Below are 16,459 nucleotides of genomic sequence, written 5' to 3' on the forward strand. Positions count from 1 at the left end.
CACCGCTCAACCGGCGTTCTCCTCGGCGAGGATGCGCCCGAGGGCCTCTTCCAGGCTGCCCTCGAATTCACCCAGTGTGCGCTCCTGCCCCAGCGGCACCAGTTTGTCGGTGCGGTCGAGGAAGCCCACGAGCGGCGCCGCGCTCGACCGGAACAGGGCCCGGTCGCAGCCGACCTGGAGCCTGATGCCGACGTCGGCCGGCCCTTCTTGCCCGATCGGCGCGATGTGTACATCACCGTCGCCACTCGGCCCGTTGATGCCGTCGAGCAGCAGTTCACGGCCGAAGGCCCAGGTCACGGGGGCGTCTCCAGGCAGATGGAAGGTCATCCGTACCGCGTAGGGGTCCCCTGTCTCGTATCGCAGCTCCACCTGGATCCGGAACGAGAGCTCCTCCGAGACAAGGAAACTCATGAGGACCTCGGCATGGACCGACTGACGCATCGTGTACCCCGCAGTGGCTGAAGCAGTGAAGGAAACCTGCTGAAAACGGCCAGGATTGGTACCCCATGGCCCTCTTGACGTAATGGTGCTGTAAGCGCGGGAAGATCACAAGGAGTGATTTTTCAGATACTGATAGAGAAGGTTAGCGAACCGGCAAGCCGCTGCCATTCCGCTGCGTATCCGTACGACCGCAGGCAGTAATCGCTCGTTCTGGCGAAGGGGGAGGGAAATAGCCATCGCGACGGCACTGGATCCGGCCGTGATCGGGATGGCGGCACTGACCGTGCCGACCGCATATTCCCGTCGCTCCACGACAGGCTGCATTCGCTCCATCGAGGCGAGCGGCTCCGTCAACCGATTCGGCGGACAGGACGGGCGTCAGAGTGCGCAGCGGGCGGTACGTGGTGGGGAGAGGAAACCCCGCCTCGCGCGCGAGCGGATTCGCGGGGGCCCAGGCGTTTCCCCGGCCGGGCCGGCCCCTGTACAGCCGGGGGCTGCCAGTCGCTCTACCAGTCGCTCTTCGAACTCGAAGACGCCATGAACTTCCGTACGACAAAGATGAGCCCGCCGACGAGGGCGACGAAGACCAGAACCTTGAAGAGCAGCGCGATCACAAAGCCGACGAGGCTGGCGATCAGCCCACCGAACACGACAAGGGCGATGACAGGCACCGCAACCCACTTCACCCACCACGGCATCCCCGCGAACATCTCTCGCACAGCCATCGTCCTTACCTCGTTTCTCTGAGTTCCTGGCTTCGATGCTAGGCGGGAGAAGGGGTCAACGGGGGCCCGCGAGCCCTTGGACTCCCCTGACCGAACCCTTAGGGAGCGGGCAGGGTCGGGCTCAGCTCTCAGGCGGAGAGAAAACCACCATGACCCGCAGATCCTCGGTGATGTGGTGGAACTTGTGGGCCGCTCCGGCCGGGACGTAGACCACGCTGCCTCGTCCGACCTGCGTGGTTTCCGTCCCGACAGTGATGGCGGCCCGGCCGCTGACGACGAAGTAGACCTCGTCCTGGCGGTGAGGCAACTGCGGGTCGAGCTCGCCTGCGTCCAGTGCGTACAGGCCGACCGACATGTTCCGTTCGCGCAGGAACTGCAGATACGCACCGTCATTGGCGGCGCGCTCCGCCTCCAGCTCGTCCAGTCGGAATGCCTTCATCGTCCGCCCGCCCCTGCCTTGGTCCGATCACGTCTGCCACGATCAGACACATGAAGAATTTCGTAGTCAAGACGATCGCCAACGCGGCAGCCCTGCTGGTCGCCATCTGGCTGCTGCAGGACATCACGCTGACCGGTGACAGCACCGGCAGGAAGGCATGGACGCTGGTTCTGGTGGCCCTGCTCTTCGGGCTGGTCAATTTCCTCGTCAAGCCGGTGGTGAAGCTGCTCACACTGCCACTGTTCATAGTCACCCTGGGACTGATCACGCTGGTGATCAATGCCCTGATGCTGCTGCTGACCTCTTGGCTGGCCGACCAGTTCGATCTGAACTTCCATGTCGAGGGCTTCTGGACGGCCGTTCTCGGCGGCCTGATCATCTCCGTCGTTTCATGGGCGATGAACGTCGCCCTGCCCGACAAGGACTGAGTACCGCGTGAATTCCGCGTATCGCATCTGCTTTGTCTGCACCGGCAACATCTGCCGCTCACCCATGGCCGAGTCCGTCTTCCGCGCGCGAGTGGCGGACGCCGGACTCGACGGGGTGGTGGAGGTGGACAGTGCGGGCACGGCCGGCTGGCACGAGGGCGACGGCGCCGACCGGCGCACGGCAGCAGTACTGGAGGCGAACGGCTACGAGTTCGGCCACAGCGCGCGCCGGTTCCGCGCCGCCTGGTTCCCGCTCATCGATCTGGTGATCGCGCTGGACGAGGGGCACCTGCGGGAGCTGCGGCGGCTGGCGCCGACGGCCGCTGACGCCGCGAAGGTGCGACTGCTGCGGACGTACGATCCGTCGGCCGTCGCGGATCTGGATGTTCCGGATCCGTACTACGGCGGCATGGACGGTTTCGAGGAGTGCCTGGAAATGGTGGAGGCGGCGAGCGAGGGCCTGCTCGACGCGGTACGGACGGCTGTCGAGGAGCGAGCTGCATGAGCGCGGGACACGGGACCTTTCCCCTGACGACCGGGGATGGCACCAGGGCGGTACGGGCGGGGCTGCCCGAGCCGGTGAAGTACGAACCGACCCTGCCGGGTCCGGTCTTCGCGGCCCACTTCCATCTGCCGGGCGAGGCCACCGGGCCGTACACCTACGGCCGTGACTCAAACCCGACCTGGACACATCTCGAGCGGGCGATCGGCGAGCTGGAGGCGCCGGGGGAGTCCGTCGAGACCGTGGCCTTCGCCTCGGGCATGGCGGCAGTCTCGGCCGTGCTCTTCTCGCAGCTGAAGGCCGGTGACGCGGTGGTGCTTCCGGTCGACGGCTATCAGGCGCTGCCGCTGGTGCGCGAGCGGCTCGAGGCGTACGGCGTCGAGGTGCGCACCGCGCCGACCGGCGACGACGCGCAGCTCTCCGTCCTGGACGGGGCCCGGCTGCTGTGGATCGAGACACCGTCCAATCCGGGGCTCGATGTCTGCGATGTACGGCGGCTCGCGGAGGCGGCGCACGCGGCCGGCGCTCTGGTCGCGGTCGACAACACCCTGGCGACACCGCTCGGCCAGCGCCCGCTGGAGCTGGGCGCCGACTTCTCGGTGGCGAGCGACACCAAGGGAATGACAGGCCACGGCGACATCTTGCTCGGACATGTGACCTGCCGCGATACGGATTTGGCCGCCGGTGTGCGGAAGTGGCGCAAGGTCGTAGGAGCGATCCCCGGCCCGATGGAAGCGTGGCTCGCGCACCGCTCACTGGCCACGCTGCAGCTGCGGATCGAGCGGCAGTGCGCGAACGCGCTGGCGCTCGCGGAGGCGCTGAGCGCGCGCGGCGAGGTGACAGGTCTGCGCTATCCGGGCCTGGCGACAGACCCTTCGCACAAGACAGCCTCGCTGCAGATGCGGCGCTTCGGCTGTGTGGTCTCGTTCGTCCTGCCGGACCGCGGCCAGGCGGAACGCTTCATGGACAGTCTGCGGCTGGTGGACGACGCGACGAGCTTCGGTGGAGTGCGGTCCACCGCGGAACGGCGCGGACGCTGGGGCGGCGACGCCGTGCCGGATGGCTTCATCCGGTTCTCGGCGGGCGCAGAGGACGCCGAGGACCTCGTGGCAGATGTGCTGCGGGCGCTGGACGAGGCGGCGGACTCAACTTCGTAGCCCGGGCCGGGGGGCGTACGCCGGTGTACGTCGGCGCGCTGAGCGGCTGTACGTACAACGGGCGGTCCGAGCCTCCCCCCTCATGGCTCGGACCGCCCCCGGTTCCAGGTGCGAAGAACCGCGTGACCAAGGCTAGTTGACTCTGTGTCAGTGTCCAATCACAGTAGCGACAGCGACCTATCGACTTATTTATAGTTGGCCGGGTCCGCCGGAATTGCCCGGTGGACGCCGACAGGCTGCATCGTCGGGCACGTATCGTCGGGTCGGGAGGGCATGGCATGGATCTGGCCCTGTTACGCACATTCGTCACGGTGCACCGGGCCGGCTCATTCACCCGTGCCGCCGCGCTGCTCGGCCTCTCCCAGCCCGCGGTGACCGGCCAGATCCGCACGTTGGAGCGGCAGCTGGGCCGCCCCCTGTTCCTGCGCCAGGCGCGCGGAGTGACCCCCACGACGATCGGCGACGAGCTCGCGCACCGCGCCGCGCCGCATCTGGACGCCCTGGTGGAGATCGCCGAGACCGGGCTCGACGAAGAGGCGGGTGTACGGACCCTGCATCTCGCCGGCCTCCCGGAGTTCACCTCCCTGCGCGCCCTGCCCGCCCTCACCCCGCTGATCTCCCAGGGGCTGGCGCTGCGGGCCTCGTTCGGGAATTCCGAGGAAGCACTGGAGGGACTGGCCGCCGGACATCACGATCTGGCCATCACCACGGCCCGTCCGCGCGGCGGGCTGCTCACCGCGACTCCGCTCTGCGACGAGGAGCACGTACTGATCGCCTCGCCGCGCTGGGCGGCGCGGCTGGGGCCCGGCGTCCTGCGCAAGGGGCATGTGGTGCTCGAGCAGCTGCCGGTCGTGGAGGTGCACGAGTCCCTGCCGCTGGTCTCGCGCTACTGGTCCGCCGTCTTCGACTCCCGGCCGGCCGCCGCCGGCGCCGTCATCGCGCCCGATCTGCGGGCGGTCCTGGAGGCCGCGGCCTCGGGTGCCGGGCTCGCTGTGCTGCCGCGCTATCTGTGCGAGGACGCCTTGCAGCGCGGCCGGGTGGTGGCGCTGCTCGATCCTCCGGTGCCCCCGCTGCGTACATACTTTCTGGTCGTGCGCACCGGCACACTCGCCCTTCCGCACATCGCGCGGGCGCACGAGTGGCTGCTGCGCGCTGCCGTCGACTGGTGACCGCCGGGCGGGCAGGAGTTTCAGAACGCTCGGCGCGGGCCACTCTCTTGCCATGACCGAACGACCGGTGGTCAAGCGCACCGCACGCGCCATTCTGCTGGACGGCAACGACCTCGTCCTGATCAAGCGCACCAAGCCCGGAGTGGATCCGTACTGGGTCACCCCCGGTGGCGGGGTCGAGCCGGAGGACGCCACCGTCGTCGACGCGCTCCACCGGGAGGTGGACGAAGAGCTCGGCGCCAAGATCATCGATGTGGTGCCCTGCTTCGTCGACACCGTCGAACACATCGCGGACGGCGGTGTGACGGGGGTGAAGGTCCAGCACTTCTTCGTCTGCCGACTCGAATCCATGGACCCGTCGCGCCGGCACGGCCCGGAGATCGAGGAGCCCTGTGGGGAATACGAGATCGTACGGGTGCCGTTCAGCCGCGTCGGGATCGCGGCCGTCCATCTCGTACCGCTGTCACTGCGGCACTACCTGGACGGCAATATCGAGGGCGTACGCGCGATGCACGCACCCGACCTGGGCTAGTACGCCACCACTGCTCCGCCGGCCCTGCCCCGCTAGTCGCCGGCCGCCACGAGTTCTTCGAGGGAGTCGTGGCGGATCCGGTCGAACGGGATGCCAATTCCGCGCAGTGCGTCGACACCGCTGCGGATCATGCCGGGCGGTCCGGAGAGATAGGCGTCGTACTCGTACCACGGGCCGTACTCCCGTACAGCGTCCGGGAACTGCGACCGGCCATCGACCACCGGGCGGACCGAGAGCCAGGGGTGCGTCTGCTGGAGCCGCAGCATCGTGTCGATGTCGTAGAGGTCGAAATCGGTGCGCGCTCCGTAGAAGACCTTTACCGGGCGCCGTTCTCCGTGCTCGGCGACATCCTCGACCAGCGCCTTGATGGGGGCTATACCGGTGCCGCCGCCCAGACAGAGCAGACCGTTGTCGGTGGTGTGGTCGACGGTCATCGAACCGGCGGGAGCCCCGAGGCGCACGACGTCGCCGGGGCGGGCGTGGTGGACCAGGGCGTTGGAGACCCAGCCGGCCGGGACCGCCTTGACATGGAACGAGAGCAGACCGTCGGCGCGGGGCGCTCCCGCGAAGGAGTAGTGCCGCCAGATCCGCGGCCACCAGGGCGTCTCCAAGCTTGTGTACTGGCCGGCCAGGAACGCGTACGGCTGGTCGGGGCGGACGGTGATGATCGCGATGTCAGGAGTTCTGAGGTCGTGCGACACCACCTCGCCATGCCACCAGGCGGGCGCGTGCCGCTCATTCTCGGAGGCCGCGTCGATCATGATCTGGGAGATCTTGGTGTACGTACGGACCCAGGCGGCCTCGGTCTCCTCGTCCCAGGTGGCCGTGGCGTACCGGGTCAGCGCGCCGATCAGCGCCTCGCCGACGGCGGGGTAGTGCGCGGCCTGCGTGCCGTACTTGCGGTGTCCATGGCCCAGGTGCTTGAGGTAGTCGGTCAGCACGGACGGGTTGTCCATGTGCTCGGCGGCGGTGAGCAGGGCCTTGAGGAGCCGGTCGCGCTGGGCGTCCATGGCCGCGGGGAAGAGGCCGCGCAGGTCGGGATGGCGGACGAAGAGCAGGGCGTAGAAGTACGAGGTCACCTTGTCGGCGACGGGCTCGATCTCCGCCATCGTGCGCCGGATGAGGATGGCGTCGGGAGAGCCGGGGGCCGCGGGCGCGGCGGGTGGTGGCTCATAAGGGGTGGGGGCCTCGTGGACCGCGCGGGCCCCGTGGGCGTTGTCGAGCGGCGGGCGCTCGTCCGGGGCGCGACCGATCGGGGAGTGTCTCAGGGGGTCGTGCTCGATCGGGAGGTCGTCGACAAGGACCTCGTCGAAGGCAGCCTCATCGAGCGGGGAGTCGGCCACGGGGGCGGCGGCAGCGGCCACATGGGCTGCCTGAGCTTCAGCCGCGGGCGCCGGGGCGGTACGCGGGCCGGAGCCCACCGGGCGTATGGAGGCGACGGGGCGCCGCGGCGTGGCTATTCGCTGCTGCCCGGCATCACCCGTGGACGCCCCCTCATCGGGGGCGGGAGGGGGGGCGGCCCGGCCCTGGGCCGACTGCTTACGAGGGGTGAACCATCCGCCTCCGCCGCTGTCGCCTGCAGTGCCGTTGTCGGCCGACGTGGTGGTCGGAGCGTCCATTGTCTGCCTCGCCTCGAACATCTTTCGGTCGGTCCATGCACATCCGCTGATCCGGAATGTGCCTCAATTCCCCGTTCTGCCTCAGGACTGCTGCCGGCCCACACTAACCTCGGCCACGCGCCGATCAGGGAGAAGTAAGCCCGGAATGTGACATTGCCCGCAGCACCCGTCGTCGCAGCATGCCAGGTGGCGAGACCGCATGGACAAAGAGCAGAAAGTCCGGGCGTCCGAACCCGCTTTCCCGTTAGGCTCCATTGCCCCCATGCCCATGTGCCGGGTTCCCCCCGACTCCCGGAGCTGCTGAACTATCCGCGGAATCGCACCAGTTCATAGGCTTCGCGCAGATCGCCCCCCATATAGGTGTGTGTGGCCAGACCCGACAGATGGTGATCGGCATTCACCGCCACCGTTGTGGGCACCGACGCGAAGATCTCCGCGTCGGACATGGAATCACCGTATGCAACACATGCGTCCAGACCAACCCCGAAGTCTGCACAAAGCCGGTCAGCGATCTTCACTTTCGCAGCCGCGTTGAGAATGCCCGCGGGGTCCACGGGCCGGGTGAAGGGCAGCTCGGGAAAGAGTGAGCCGTGCGCCGCATGAGCTCCCCAGCCCAGCAGCCGCTCCACGAAGAAGGAGGGCGAGAGCGAAATGACGGCGCAATAGTCGCCGCCTTCACGGATCTCCCGCCACACCTCCTGGATGCCGTCGAGCCAGGGCGCCGTCTCGAAAGCGGCCGCCACATGCGCATCGGTGAGATCGGTCCACAGGGCGTGCACACGCACCGCATACTCCGGCGGGCCGATCCTGCGGGCGATGATGTCCCGTTCCAGCTCGCCGATCTCTTCCAGCAGCCCCAGCTGCCGGGATATCTCCACGGGGGCCGCCGATCCGCGGATCAGTGTGCCGTCGAGATCGAAGATGTGCAGCCTGCGAGTTCTCTCCATGTACGCCGAGGCTAGTAGCCGCGATTACTCCCGCTGTCAGACGCGGCGATCTGGCCGACCCGGCACCGTGTTTCACGTGAAACCACTCAGGCGCCCCGCTCGCCGGGCCCTCCTCGTCGTCCATGTCGCCGCATCCGCCGGCTGGCTCGGGCTCACGCTCGGCCTGCTCGCGCTTGCCGTCACCGCCGCCACCACCGAGTCGGGGCCGATGATCGAGGCCACGTGCCGCTCGATGAAGGTCTTCACGGACTGGCTGGTGATTCCGGTCGCGCTGCTGACCCTGATCAGCGGTCTGTTGTTGTCGCTCCGCACCAAATGGGGCCTTGCCAGGCACCGCTGGGTCTATACGAAGTTCTGGCTGACCCTCATCACCATCACCGCGTCACTCTTCGCTCTGCGCCCGGCGGTCAACAACGCGGTCGACACCATCTCGTCAGGTACGCCATTGACCGAGCCGCGCGACCTGGTGATGGGCCCGGCCGTCTCCCTGACCACGTACATCTTCATGACCGTCATCTCCGTCCTCAAGCCGTGGGGCCTCACGCGGCGCGGCCGGCGGTCGCGCGTCTCGGCCACTTCACCGAAAGCGCTGGACGAACGATCACTCCGTCGGACAGCCTGACCCGTATGCCAACACCGCTCTCCGAGCTGCCCATTCGCCGTCTGACCATGGACGACCTCATTTCCTGCGCCGATCTGTCCGAGGACCGCGGCTGGCCTCGTGAGGAGCACAAGTGGGGCCTGCTGCTGACGGCAGGGACGGGGTACGGCATCGACGACCCCGCGGGCAAGGGGCTGATGACCGCGTGCGTACTGACCTCGTACGGCTCCGGACTCACCACGATCGGGATGGTGCTCGTCGCCGAGCGGTTCGCCCGGCAGGGCGTCGGACGGCGCCTGATGAAGCATGTGCTCGAGGTGGCCGGGGAGGCCCCGGTCGCTCTGCACGCCACCCCGAACGGGCAGCCGCTCTACGAGGAGCTGGGCTTCATGAACACTGGCCGCGCCGAAATGGTCCGCGGTCACTTCCATGCCTCGGGCCCGGCCGCTGAGGTATCCACGCGCCCGGCGACCGCGGAGGACCTCCAAGCCGTCCTGCGGCTCGATACCGAGGTCTTCGGCCTGGACCGCACCCATATGATCACGCGCCTGCCCGCCTTCGCGGACCAGCTCCGCGTGGCGGAGGAGGACGGCATCCTGACGGGCTACGCGGCGGCCTGGCCGAACATGGAGACCCAGGTCGTCGGCCCGCTGATCGCGCGGGACACGGAGACGGCGCAGGCGCTGATCGCCTCGCTGGCGGCGGGTACGGACCGGCCGCTCCGCACGGACATCGACGTACGCCATGAGGAGCTGCTCACCTGGGTGAAGGAGCACGGCCTTGAGCCGGTCGCCTTCAACGCGGTGATGACCTACGGCATCCCCGTCCTCCCGGGCGACTGGACCCGCCGCTTCGCGCCTTTGACGGTCGCGGCCGGCTAGCCGGTCGGGCAGATCCACCCTCAGTGGTGGGCTGCGGTGGCCTGAACAGTGTCGGGGCTCGAGGTGGCGATGACGCGGCTGGTGTCGGTGCGATTCCCGGTGCGGCTCTCGGTGCGGCTCTCGAGGCGGCGTGAGAGGACGGCGAGGGCGAGGGCCGAGGTGGCGAGGGCCGCGCCGACCCAGTTGGGGGCGGTGTAGCCGAGGCCGGCCGCGATGACGATGCCGCCCAGCCAGGCCGAGAGCGCGTTGCCGAGGTTGAAGGCACCTATGTTGACGGCAGATGCCAGCGTGGGGGCGCCTGCAGCCTGGTCCAGGACCCGCTTCTGCAGCGGCGGGACAGTCGCGAAGCCCAGCGCGCCGATCAGCACGATGGTCACGGCCGCCGCGATCTTGTTGTGGGCAGTCAACGTGAACAGGGCGAGCACGACCGCAAGGGCACCCAGCGACACATACAGGATGGGCATCAGGGCGCGGTCCGCGAACTTGCCGCCGACGAGGTTGCCGCCGACCATGCCGAGGCCGAAGAGGACGAGCAGCCAGGTGACGGAGCCGTCGGCGAAGCCGGTGACCTCGGTCATCATCGGCGTGATGTAGGTGATGGCGGCGAAGACTCCGCCGAAGCCGAGGACCGTGATCGCCATGGCGAGCAGCACCTGAGCATTACGGAAGGCGGCCAGCTCGTGCCGCAGCCGTACGCCCTCGACCTTCGGCATGTCGGGTACGAGCTTCGCGACGCCGGCGAGGCCGATGACACCGAGCCCGGCGACGATGGCGAAGGTCACCCGCCAACCGATGCTCTGCCCGACGAAGGTGCCCAGCGGGACGCCCACGACATTGGCCACGGTCAGACCCGTGAACATCATCGCGATGGCTCCGGCCTTCTTTTCGGGAGCGACGAGATCCGCCGCGACGACCGAACCGATGCCGAAGAACGCGCCGTGTGCCAGCGAGGCGACCACCCGTCCTGCGAGCATCACGCCGAACACCGGGGCGGCCGCAGAGAGCAGGTTGCCGGCGATGAAGAGGCCCATCAGCAGCAGCAGCATGCGCTTGCGGGAGATCCGGGTGCCGAGGACGGTCATCAGCGGGGCGCCGAGTACGACACCGAGCGCATAGCCGGTGACCAGGAACCCGGCCATGGGGATCGACACCCCGAAGTCCGTGGCAACCTCGGGCAGCAACCCCATGATCACGAACTCGGTGGTGCCGATACCAAAGGCCCCAATGGCGAGGGCGAGGAGCGCGAGTGGCATGGAACAGCACCTTCCGAGACGGTTGCATCTGCGCCTTACAAGCGTTCACAATAATTGCAGACGCCGCTTAATTGCAAGCGCGGGCTATTGCAATCGTCGTCTATTCTGGTGAGCAGCCGCTCCGGCCGGAGGAGGAAGACACATGACCGCGACCGACCCCGCACTCACCGCTCTCTCTCAGAGCTGGTGCTCTCTCTCCCTGCTCCACGGGAAGATCGAGGCCCATATCGAGCGCGCCCTCGAGTCCCGGCACGGCCTGAGCATGCGGGAGTACTCACTGCTCGACGTCCTGAGCCGCCAGCACAGCGGCCCCGGCGGCCATCTGCAGATGAAGCAGGTCGCCGATGCCGTCGTCCTCAGCCAGAGCGCCACCACCCGCCTGGTCACCCGTCTCGAGAACCGCGGCCTGCTGACCCGCTATCTCTGCGACACCGACCGGCGCGGCATCTACACCGACGTCACCGAGGCAGGCCTGCAGCTGCTCGCCGAGGCGCGGCCCACCAACGACACGGCTCTGCGCGAGGCACTCGACGAGGCCTCCAAGAACCCCGAGCTGGCTTCCCTGGTCAAGACTGTCGAGGAACTGAGGGTCCCCGCGTAGTCTGCCGATCATGAACGATCTGGACATACGGCCGGCGGCAGTCGACGACATCCCGGCGATCGTGGCGATGCTCGCCGACGACCCGCTGGGAGCTCAGCGCGAATCGCCGGAGGACCTCGCCCCGTACACCGCCGCCTTCGAGCGGCTGGCCCAGGACCCGAATCAGTACCAGGCTGTCGCCGTACGCGAGGGCCGGGTCGTCGGCACGCTCCAGCTCACGATCATCCCCGGACTGTCCCGCCGAGGCTCCACCCGCTCAATCATTGAGGGCGTCCGGATCCACGCCGACGAGCGAGGCAGCGGTCTCGGCACCCGGCTCATCGAATGGGCCATTGACGAATCACGTCGCCAGAATTGCCAGTTGGTTCAGCTGACCTCGGACATCAACCGCACCGACGCCCGCCGCTTCTATGAGCGGCTCGGCTTCACCGCCTCCCACGTGGGCTTCAAACTCCAGCTCTGATCAAGGGAATTCACCGTGCACCGGATCAGTGACGAACAGCGCCGCATCCGGCTCGGCCGCCGCCATCTGCTGGCCCCGTCCGTGCGCGGTGATACACCGGTGGCGGTCGCCGACGCGATCGTCGCACTGCACGCCACCGACGCCTCGACCGTCTTCCTCTCCGCCTGCGCACGCCTCACCGACCCGGGCGTCCAAGCCGTGGAGCAGTCTCTGTACGAGGACGTGACGCTGGTCCGGCTGCTCTCCATGCGGCGCACGCTCTTCGCCGTCTCCGCCGAACTCGCACCGTATGTCGATGCGTCCACCGCGCGTGCCATTGCCGCCAAGGAGCGCAGAACACTCGTCAGTCATCTGGCGGAGGACGGGAACGGGCTGGACGAACGGTGGCTCGCCGAAGCCGAGGAGGCGGTCATGGCCGCTCTCGCCGCACGCGGCTCCGCCACCGGCAGCCAGCTCGCCGCCGATGTCCCTGCCCTTCGGACGAAGATCACCATCTTCCCCGGCAAGAAGTACGAGACGGTGCAGGGCGTGGCCAGCCGGGTCATCCGCGTGCTCGCCGCCGACGGCCGCATCCGGCGAGACCGGCCGCGCGGCTCCTGGACCTCCAGCCAGTTCCGGTGGACGGCGAGCGAGCCATGGCCTCCGTTGCCGGCTGCCGAGGCACGGGCCGAACTGGCCAGGCGCTGGCTGCTCTCCTACGGACCGGCCACCGAGGCCGACCTCAAATGGTGGACGGGGTGGTCCCTCGGCGACGTACGCAAAGCGCTGGCCGCCGCCGGCGCCGAGAAGGTCAGCCTCGATGCGGGCACGGGCTATGTGGCGCCCGGCGACACCGCGCCCGAACCGGCCGTGGAGTCCTGGGCCGCACTGCTCCCCGCGCTCGATCCGAGTGCCATGGCCTGGGCCGACCGCGACTTCCATCTCAGCGTCGACCATCGCGCCGCGCTCTTCGACCGGTCGGGCAATATCGGCCCCACCGTGTGGTGGAACGGAGAGATCATCGGCGGCTGGACCCAGCGCGCTGACGGCGAGATCGTCTGGCGACTGCTGACCGACCCTGGCCGTGAGGCCGCCGCAGCGATCGAAGCGGAGGCCTCACGACTGTCGGCATGGGTGGGAGAGACGCGGATCACGCCCCGCTTCCGTACACCGCTGGAGCGGGAGTTGACGGCCTGACGGCTGCCTGGGGTCGGCCTCGCGCCCGTTTCACGTGAAACATCACCTCTGTTTCACGTGAACGTCCGTTTCAGATCCGCAGTCCGCGCCAGCCCTCCTTGTCCACTCCGCCGGGCACCGCCTCGCCCGGCTCGTAAGGCTCACGTGTGAAGACGAATGACCCCAGGTCGAGATGGCTCACCGAGCCGTCGTCCCGCCGCACCACGCGCAGTGTCTCCCCCGCGTAGTACCCGTCGAGGCCGGTCCAGGTCCCGTCTGCCTCGGCGACGAAGCGCGAACCACGGCCGGTGCTGCGGAGCGGCTGCAGTTCCACGCCACGGTCGGCGCCAAGACGCAGGCCGAAGGAGTACGTCCCCCAGTACCAGGGCCCGGTCAGCTCGAGGAGCGACTGATCCACCTCGGGCAGCGGCCGCCAGGGCTCAGGGATACGCGGCTCGGCCTCGGCCACGATCCGTACGAGATCAGCGGCTACCACCGCGGTGAGCGGTCCCGAGGTGGCATTGGCGAGCGCGACGGCAGCCACCCCGTCGTCCACGCTCACCCAGAGTCCGGCGACGAAGCCGGGCAACGAGCCCGTGTGCCCGACAAGAGTGCGCCCGTCCTTCCGCTGTACCTGCATCCCCAGCCCGTAGGCGCTGTCCCACTCGCCCGCCTCCGGTGGCACGGACGGTGTCCGCATCTCTCGCACGGAGGCGGCGCTCAACACGCGATCGTCGCCCTCGGCAAGGAATACGGCGAACCTGCAGAGGTCGGCAGCGGTCGACCAGAGCTGTCCGGACGGAGCCATCAGACCAAGATCCTCGGAGGGCTCGGGAAGCATCACATCGGCCCAAGGGTGCACCGCCCAGCCGCCGGCATGCGGAGCCACGGGCCGTGCGCTTGTACGGTCCATGGCGAGCGGTTCCAGGATCTCGCGCCGCAGGACCTCTTCCCAGGACGCCCCGCGTACCGCCTCGATCAGCGAACCGAGCAGCGTAAAGCCAGGGTTGGAGTAATGGTGGCGCCGGCCGACGGGATGCATCCGCGGCTGTTGACCAAGGACATCGGAGAGTTCGGGGCGGAGCGAGCCCGGGGTCCGCTCCCACCACGGCGCCGGGGACTCCGCGCCCAGGCCGGCGCTGTGGCCGAGGAGCTGAGCGACAGTCACCTCCCCCACACCCGTGCCGGGGAGGTGCTTCTCCAGAGGGTCGTTCAGATCCAGCAGCCCCGCGTCGCGCAGTATCAGCACCAGGACGGCCGTGAAGGTCTTGGTGATCGAGCCGATGCGGTACTGGGTGTCGGCGTCCGGGGCATGTCCGTCGACCGAGCTGCGCGAACCCGCCCAGACCAGGTCTCCCTCGCGCGCCACGGCGGCGACGAACGAGGGGGCGCGCCCTTCGGACTGGGCGACGGCGATGCGATGCAGAAGGGCTCGTTGCGTACCGGGGAGCAGCTCTTCAAAGGGTGAGGTCATGGGGCAGGTCTATCGTTGCCGGTCCGGCCGCGTCGACTTGAATACGCGGTACGAGGAACGGTCAGCACCGCGATCGGCGGTCGCCTGCATCGGCCGGTTTGCGGGCCGTCAGGTGAGCCCGCGGCACCTTCTCCGCCTCGTCGGGCTCGCGCAACAGTCGGGCGTGCATGACCAACCGGCCTGGCTCAGCAGCTCGGCGACACGGTCCGGCTGCTGCCAGTAGTAGTCGAGCGAGATCGCGTGACCGAACGCTTCAGTCCGGTGAACCGCTCGTCGACGACCTGGAACACAAGCAGCAGATGCCCGCCCGGAGCCAGCACCCGATGAAACTCTGCGTGTTCGGGGTCGACCTGTCGCCGCAGATGGTCGCGTTGGCCCGGTGTCCGGCAGATGCAGCGTCGTCATCGAACCCTCGTAGAAGCGCAGGTCGTCATAGGACGCCCGTGTGGTGCTCAGGAAATCCGGTTCGGTCACGGGCGCGCACCATACTCCGGGTGTCAGGACCGGGTTCCCGCATCGGCTCGATCAGGTCTGCGCCATGTCCACGAAGCGCGAGTAGTGCCCCTGGAAGGCGACGGTGATCGTCGCCGTCGGACCGTTACGGTGCTTGGCCACGATCAGGTCCGCCTCGCCCGCGCGCGGTGACTCCTTCTCGTACGCATCCTCGCGGTGCAACAGGATGACCATGTCGGCGTCCTGCTCGATGGAGCCCGATTCACGCAGGTCGGAGACCATCGGCTTCTTGTCTGTACGCTGCTCGGGGCCACGGTTCAGCTGGGACAGCGCGATCACCGGGAGCTCGAGCTCCTTGGCCAGCAGCTTGAGGTTTCGGGACATGTCCGAGACCTCCTGCTGACGGCTCTCGGCACGCTTCGAGCCACCGGACTGCATCAACTGCAGATAGTCGATGACGACCAGCTTCAGACCATTGCGCTGCTTCAGCCGTCGGCACTTCGCGCGGATCTCCATCATCGAGAGGTTCGGAGAGTCGTCGATATACAGCGGGGCCTGGGACACATCGGGCATGCGGCGCGCCAGCCGGGTCCAGTCCTCGTCCGTCATCGTCCCGGAGCGCATGTGGTGCAGCGCCACCCGCGCCTCTGCCGACAACAGGCGCATCGCGATCTCGTTGCGCCCCATTTCGAGGGAGAAGATCACGCTGGGCAGGTTGTTCTTGATCGAACAGGCCCGGGCAAAGTCCAGCGCCAGCGTGGACTTACCCATGGCGGGTCGGGCCGCGATGACGATCATCTGGCCGGGGTGCAGACCGTTGGTCAGCGAGTCGAAGTCGGTGAAACCGGTAGGCACACCCGTCATCTCACCGCTGCGCGAGCCGATCGCCTCGATCTCGTCGAGCGCACCTTCCATGATGTCGCCGAGTGGCAGATAGTCCTCGCTGGTGCGCTGCTCGGTGACGGCGTAGATCTCGGCCTGGGCGGAGTTGACGATCTCGTCGACGTCGCCGTCGGCCGCGTATCCCATCTGCGTGATCTTGGTGCCGGCCTCCACGAGTCTGCGCAGCACGGCGCGCTCATGGACGATTTCCGCGTAGTACGAGGCGTTGGCCGCAGTCGGCACCGACTGGACCAGCGTGTGGAGATACGGCGCTCCGCCGACCTTGGTGATCTCGCCTCGCTTGACGAGTTCGGCGGCAACCGTGATGGGGTCGGCCGGCTCGCCCTTGGCGTAGAGGTCGAGGATCGCTGTGTAGACCGTCTCGTGGGCGGGCCGGTAGAAGTCGTGGCCCTTGATGATCTCCACGACGTCGGCGATCGCGTCCTTGGAGAGCAGCATGCCGCCGAGGACGGACTGCTCGGCGTCCAGGTCCTGGGGAGGCACACGTTCGAAGCCGGGGGAGCTTCCGTCCCAGCCGCCGTTGTCCCTGCCGCGCTCGTGCTGGTCTTCTCGGCCGCTGCGGCCGTCGCCGCGGCGCTGGCGGGAGACGGGCAGACGATCACCGGGACCCTCCGCGGCCCATGGGTCGTCCAAGGGCTCGGAAATGCTCACCGGGCCACCTCCTCCCGTCCGCTCCGCGGACCTCGCCGTGCCGCTCTTTCTACGGCACGGCACTG

The 16,459-nt window shown here is 68.2% G+C and carries 18 protein-coding genes; 10 read left to right on the forward strand and 8 right to left on the reverse strand.

The features are described 5' to 3' along the window. Nucleotides 1-6: 6 nt before the first annotated feature. The 3 genes from OG966_RS20010 to OG966_RS20025 all read right to left on the reverse strand — a co-directional run bounded on the left by OG966_RS20010 (nucleotide 7) and on the right by OG966_RS20025 (nucleotide 1,605). Nucleotides 7-441, reverse strand: coding sequence for an SsgA family sporulation/cell division regulator (locus OG966_RS20010; RefSeq protein ID WP_326651096.1), 435 nt, complete (start codon nucleotides 439-441; stop codon nucleotides 7-9). 506 nt (nucleotides 442-947) lie between these two features. After that, nucleotides 948-1,160, reverse strand: a complete 213-nt coding sequence (locus OG966_RS20020; protein WP_326655291.1) for a DUF5326 family protein — start codon at nucleotides 1,158-1,160, stop codon at nucleotides 948-950. A gap of 127 nt (nucleotides 1,161-1,287) precedes the next feature. After that, on the reverse strand, nucleotides 1,288-1,605 hold the full coding sequence (locus OG966_RS20025) for a cupin domain-containing protein (RefSeq protein ID WP_326651097.1): 318 nt from the start codon (nucleotides 1,603-1,605) through the stop codon (nucleotides 1,288-1,290). A 50-nt stretch (nucleotides 1,606-1,655) separates the two neighbouring features. Between OG966_RS20025 and OG966_RS20030 the strand changes: the two genes are divergently transcribed. The 5 genes from OG966_RS20030 (at nucleotide 1,656) to OG966_RS20050 (ending at nucleotide 5,393) form a co-directional block, all read left to right on the forward strand. Further along, a complete protein-coding gene (locus tag OG966_RS20030) occupies nucleotides 1,656-2,033 on the forward strand; it encodes a phage holin family protein (protein WP_326651098.1) in 378 nt (125 codons plus the stop codon). 64 nt (nucleotides 2,034-2,097) lie between these two features. Then, entirely contained in the window at nucleotides 2,098-2,538 is a 441-nt protein-coding gene (locus OG966_RS20035) for a low molecular weight protein-tyrosine-phosphatase (RefSeq protein ID WP_406733825.1), read from the forward strand. Beyond that, entirely contained in the window at nucleotides 2,535-3,692 is a 1,158-nt protein-coding gene (locus OG966_RS20040; RefSeq protein WP_326651102.1) for a cystathionine gamma-lyase, read from the forward strand. Before OG966_RS20035 ends, OG966_RS20040 begins: the two co-directional genes overlap by 4 nt. 278 nt (nucleotides 3,693-3,970) lie before the next feature. Continuing rightward, the gene (locus OG966_RS20045) at nucleotides 3,971-4,861 is read left to right on the forward strand and encodes a LysR family transcriptional regulator (protein ID WP_326651103.1); all 891 of its coding nucleotides are present in this window, start codon (nucleotides 3,971-3,973) and stop codon (nucleotides 4,859-4,861) included. Between the two features lie 52 nt (nucleotides 4,862-4,913). Continuing rightward, entirely contained in the window at nucleotides 4,914-5,393 is a 480-nt protein-coding gene (locus tag OG966_RS20050; protein WP_326651104.1) for an NUDIX hydrolase, read from the forward strand. A gap of 32 nt (nucleotides 5,394-5,425) precedes the next feature. Here the strand turns inward: OG966_RS20050 and OG966_RS20055 are convergent, their stop codons facing one another. Beyond that, nucleotides 5,426-7,012: a globin domain-containing protein gene (locus OG966_RS20055; protein ID WP_326651105.1), complete on the reverse strand. Its 1,587-nt coding sequence runs from the start codon at nucleotides 7,010-7,012 to the stop codon at nucleotides 5,426-5,428. 305 nt (nucleotides 7,013-7,317) lie between these two features. Further along, nucleotides 7,318-7,959, reverse strand: a complete 642-nt coding sequence (locus tag OG966_RS20060) for an HAD family hydrolase (RefSeq protein ID WP_326651106.1) — start codon at nucleotides 7,957-7,959, stop codon at nucleotides 7,318-7,320. A gap of 76 nt (nucleotides 7,960-8,035) precedes the next feature. Here OG966_RS20060 and OG966_RS20065 point away from each other — a divergent pair, with 76 nt between their 5' ends. Both OG966_RS20065 and OG966_RS20070 read left to right on the forward strand, forming a co-directional pair. Further along, entirely contained in the window at nucleotides 8,036-8,581 is a 546-nt protein-coding gene (locus OG966_RS20065) for a DUF2269 domain-containing protein (RefSeq protein ID WP_326651107.1), read from the forward strand. A 5-nt stretch (nucleotides 8,582-8,586) separates the two neighbouring features. Further along, nucleotides 8,587-9,441, forward strand: a complete 855-nt coding sequence (locus OG966_RS20070; protein WP_326651108.1) for a GNAT family N-acetyltransferase — start codon at nucleotides 8,587-8,589, stop codon at nucleotides 9,439-9,441. A gap of 20 nt (nucleotides 9,442-9,461) precedes the next feature. On the opposite strand, the gene OG966_RS20075 is transcribed toward OG966_RS20070, so the two are convergent. After that, nucleotides 9,462-10,694 (reverse strand): MFS transporter, encoded by a 1,233-nt coding sequence (locus OG966_RS20075; protein ID WP_326651109.1) that lies wholly within the window; start codon nucleotides 10,692-10,694, stop codon nucleotides 9,462-9,464. Between the two features lie 142 nt (nucleotides 10,695-10,836). Between OG966_RS20075 and OG966_RS20080 the strand changes: the two genes are divergently transcribed. From OG966_RS20080 to OG966_RS20090, 3 genes are read left to right on the forward strand one after another with little or no spacing between them, the layout of a single operon-like run. Beyond that, nucleotides 10,837-11,295 (forward strand): MarR family winged helix-turn-helix transcriptional regulator, encoded by a 459-nt coding sequence (locus OG966_RS20080; RefSeq protein ID WP_326651110.1) that lies wholly within the window; start codon nucleotides 10,837-10,839, stop codon nucleotides 11,293-11,295. Nucleotides 11,296-11,305: 10 nt separating this feature from the next. Next, a complete protein-coding gene (locus OG966_RS20085; protein WP_326651111.1) occupies nucleotides 11,306-11,758 on the forward strand; it encodes a GNAT family N-acetyltransferase in 453 nt (150 codons plus the stop codon). A gap of 15 nt (nucleotides 11,759-11,773) precedes the next feature. Beyond that, nucleotides 11,774-12,934, forward strand: coding sequence for a winged helix DNA-binding domain-containing protein (locus OG966_RS20090; protein ID WP_326651112.1), 1,161 nt, complete (start codon nucleotides 11,774-11,776; stop codon nucleotides 12,932-12,934). 70 nt (nucleotides 12,935-13,004) lie between these two features. Here OG966_RS20090 and OG966_RS20095 read toward each other — a convergent pair whose 3' ends face one another. Together OG966_RS20095 and dnaB are read right to left on the reverse strand one after the other, a co-directional pair. Then, entirely contained in the window at nucleotides 13,005-14,387 is a 1,383-nt protein-coding gene (locus OG966_RS20095) for a serine hydrolase domain-containing protein (RefSeq protein WP_326651113.1), read from the reverse strand. A gap of 525 nt (nucleotides 14,388-14,912) precedes the next feature. Beyond that, a complete protein-coding gene (gene dnaB / locus OG966_RS20100; protein ID WP_326655292.1) occupies nucleotides 14,913-16,376 on the reverse strand; it encodes a replicative DNA helicase in 1,464 nt (487 codons plus the stop codon). Between the last annotated feature and the right edge of the window lie 83 nt (nucleotides 16,377-16,459).

Source organism: Streptomyces sp. NBC_01750 (assembly GCF_035918095.1).
In the GTDB taxonomy this organism is placed as follows: Bacteria; Actinomycetota; Actinomycetes; order Streptomycetales; family Streptomycetaceae; genus Streptomyces.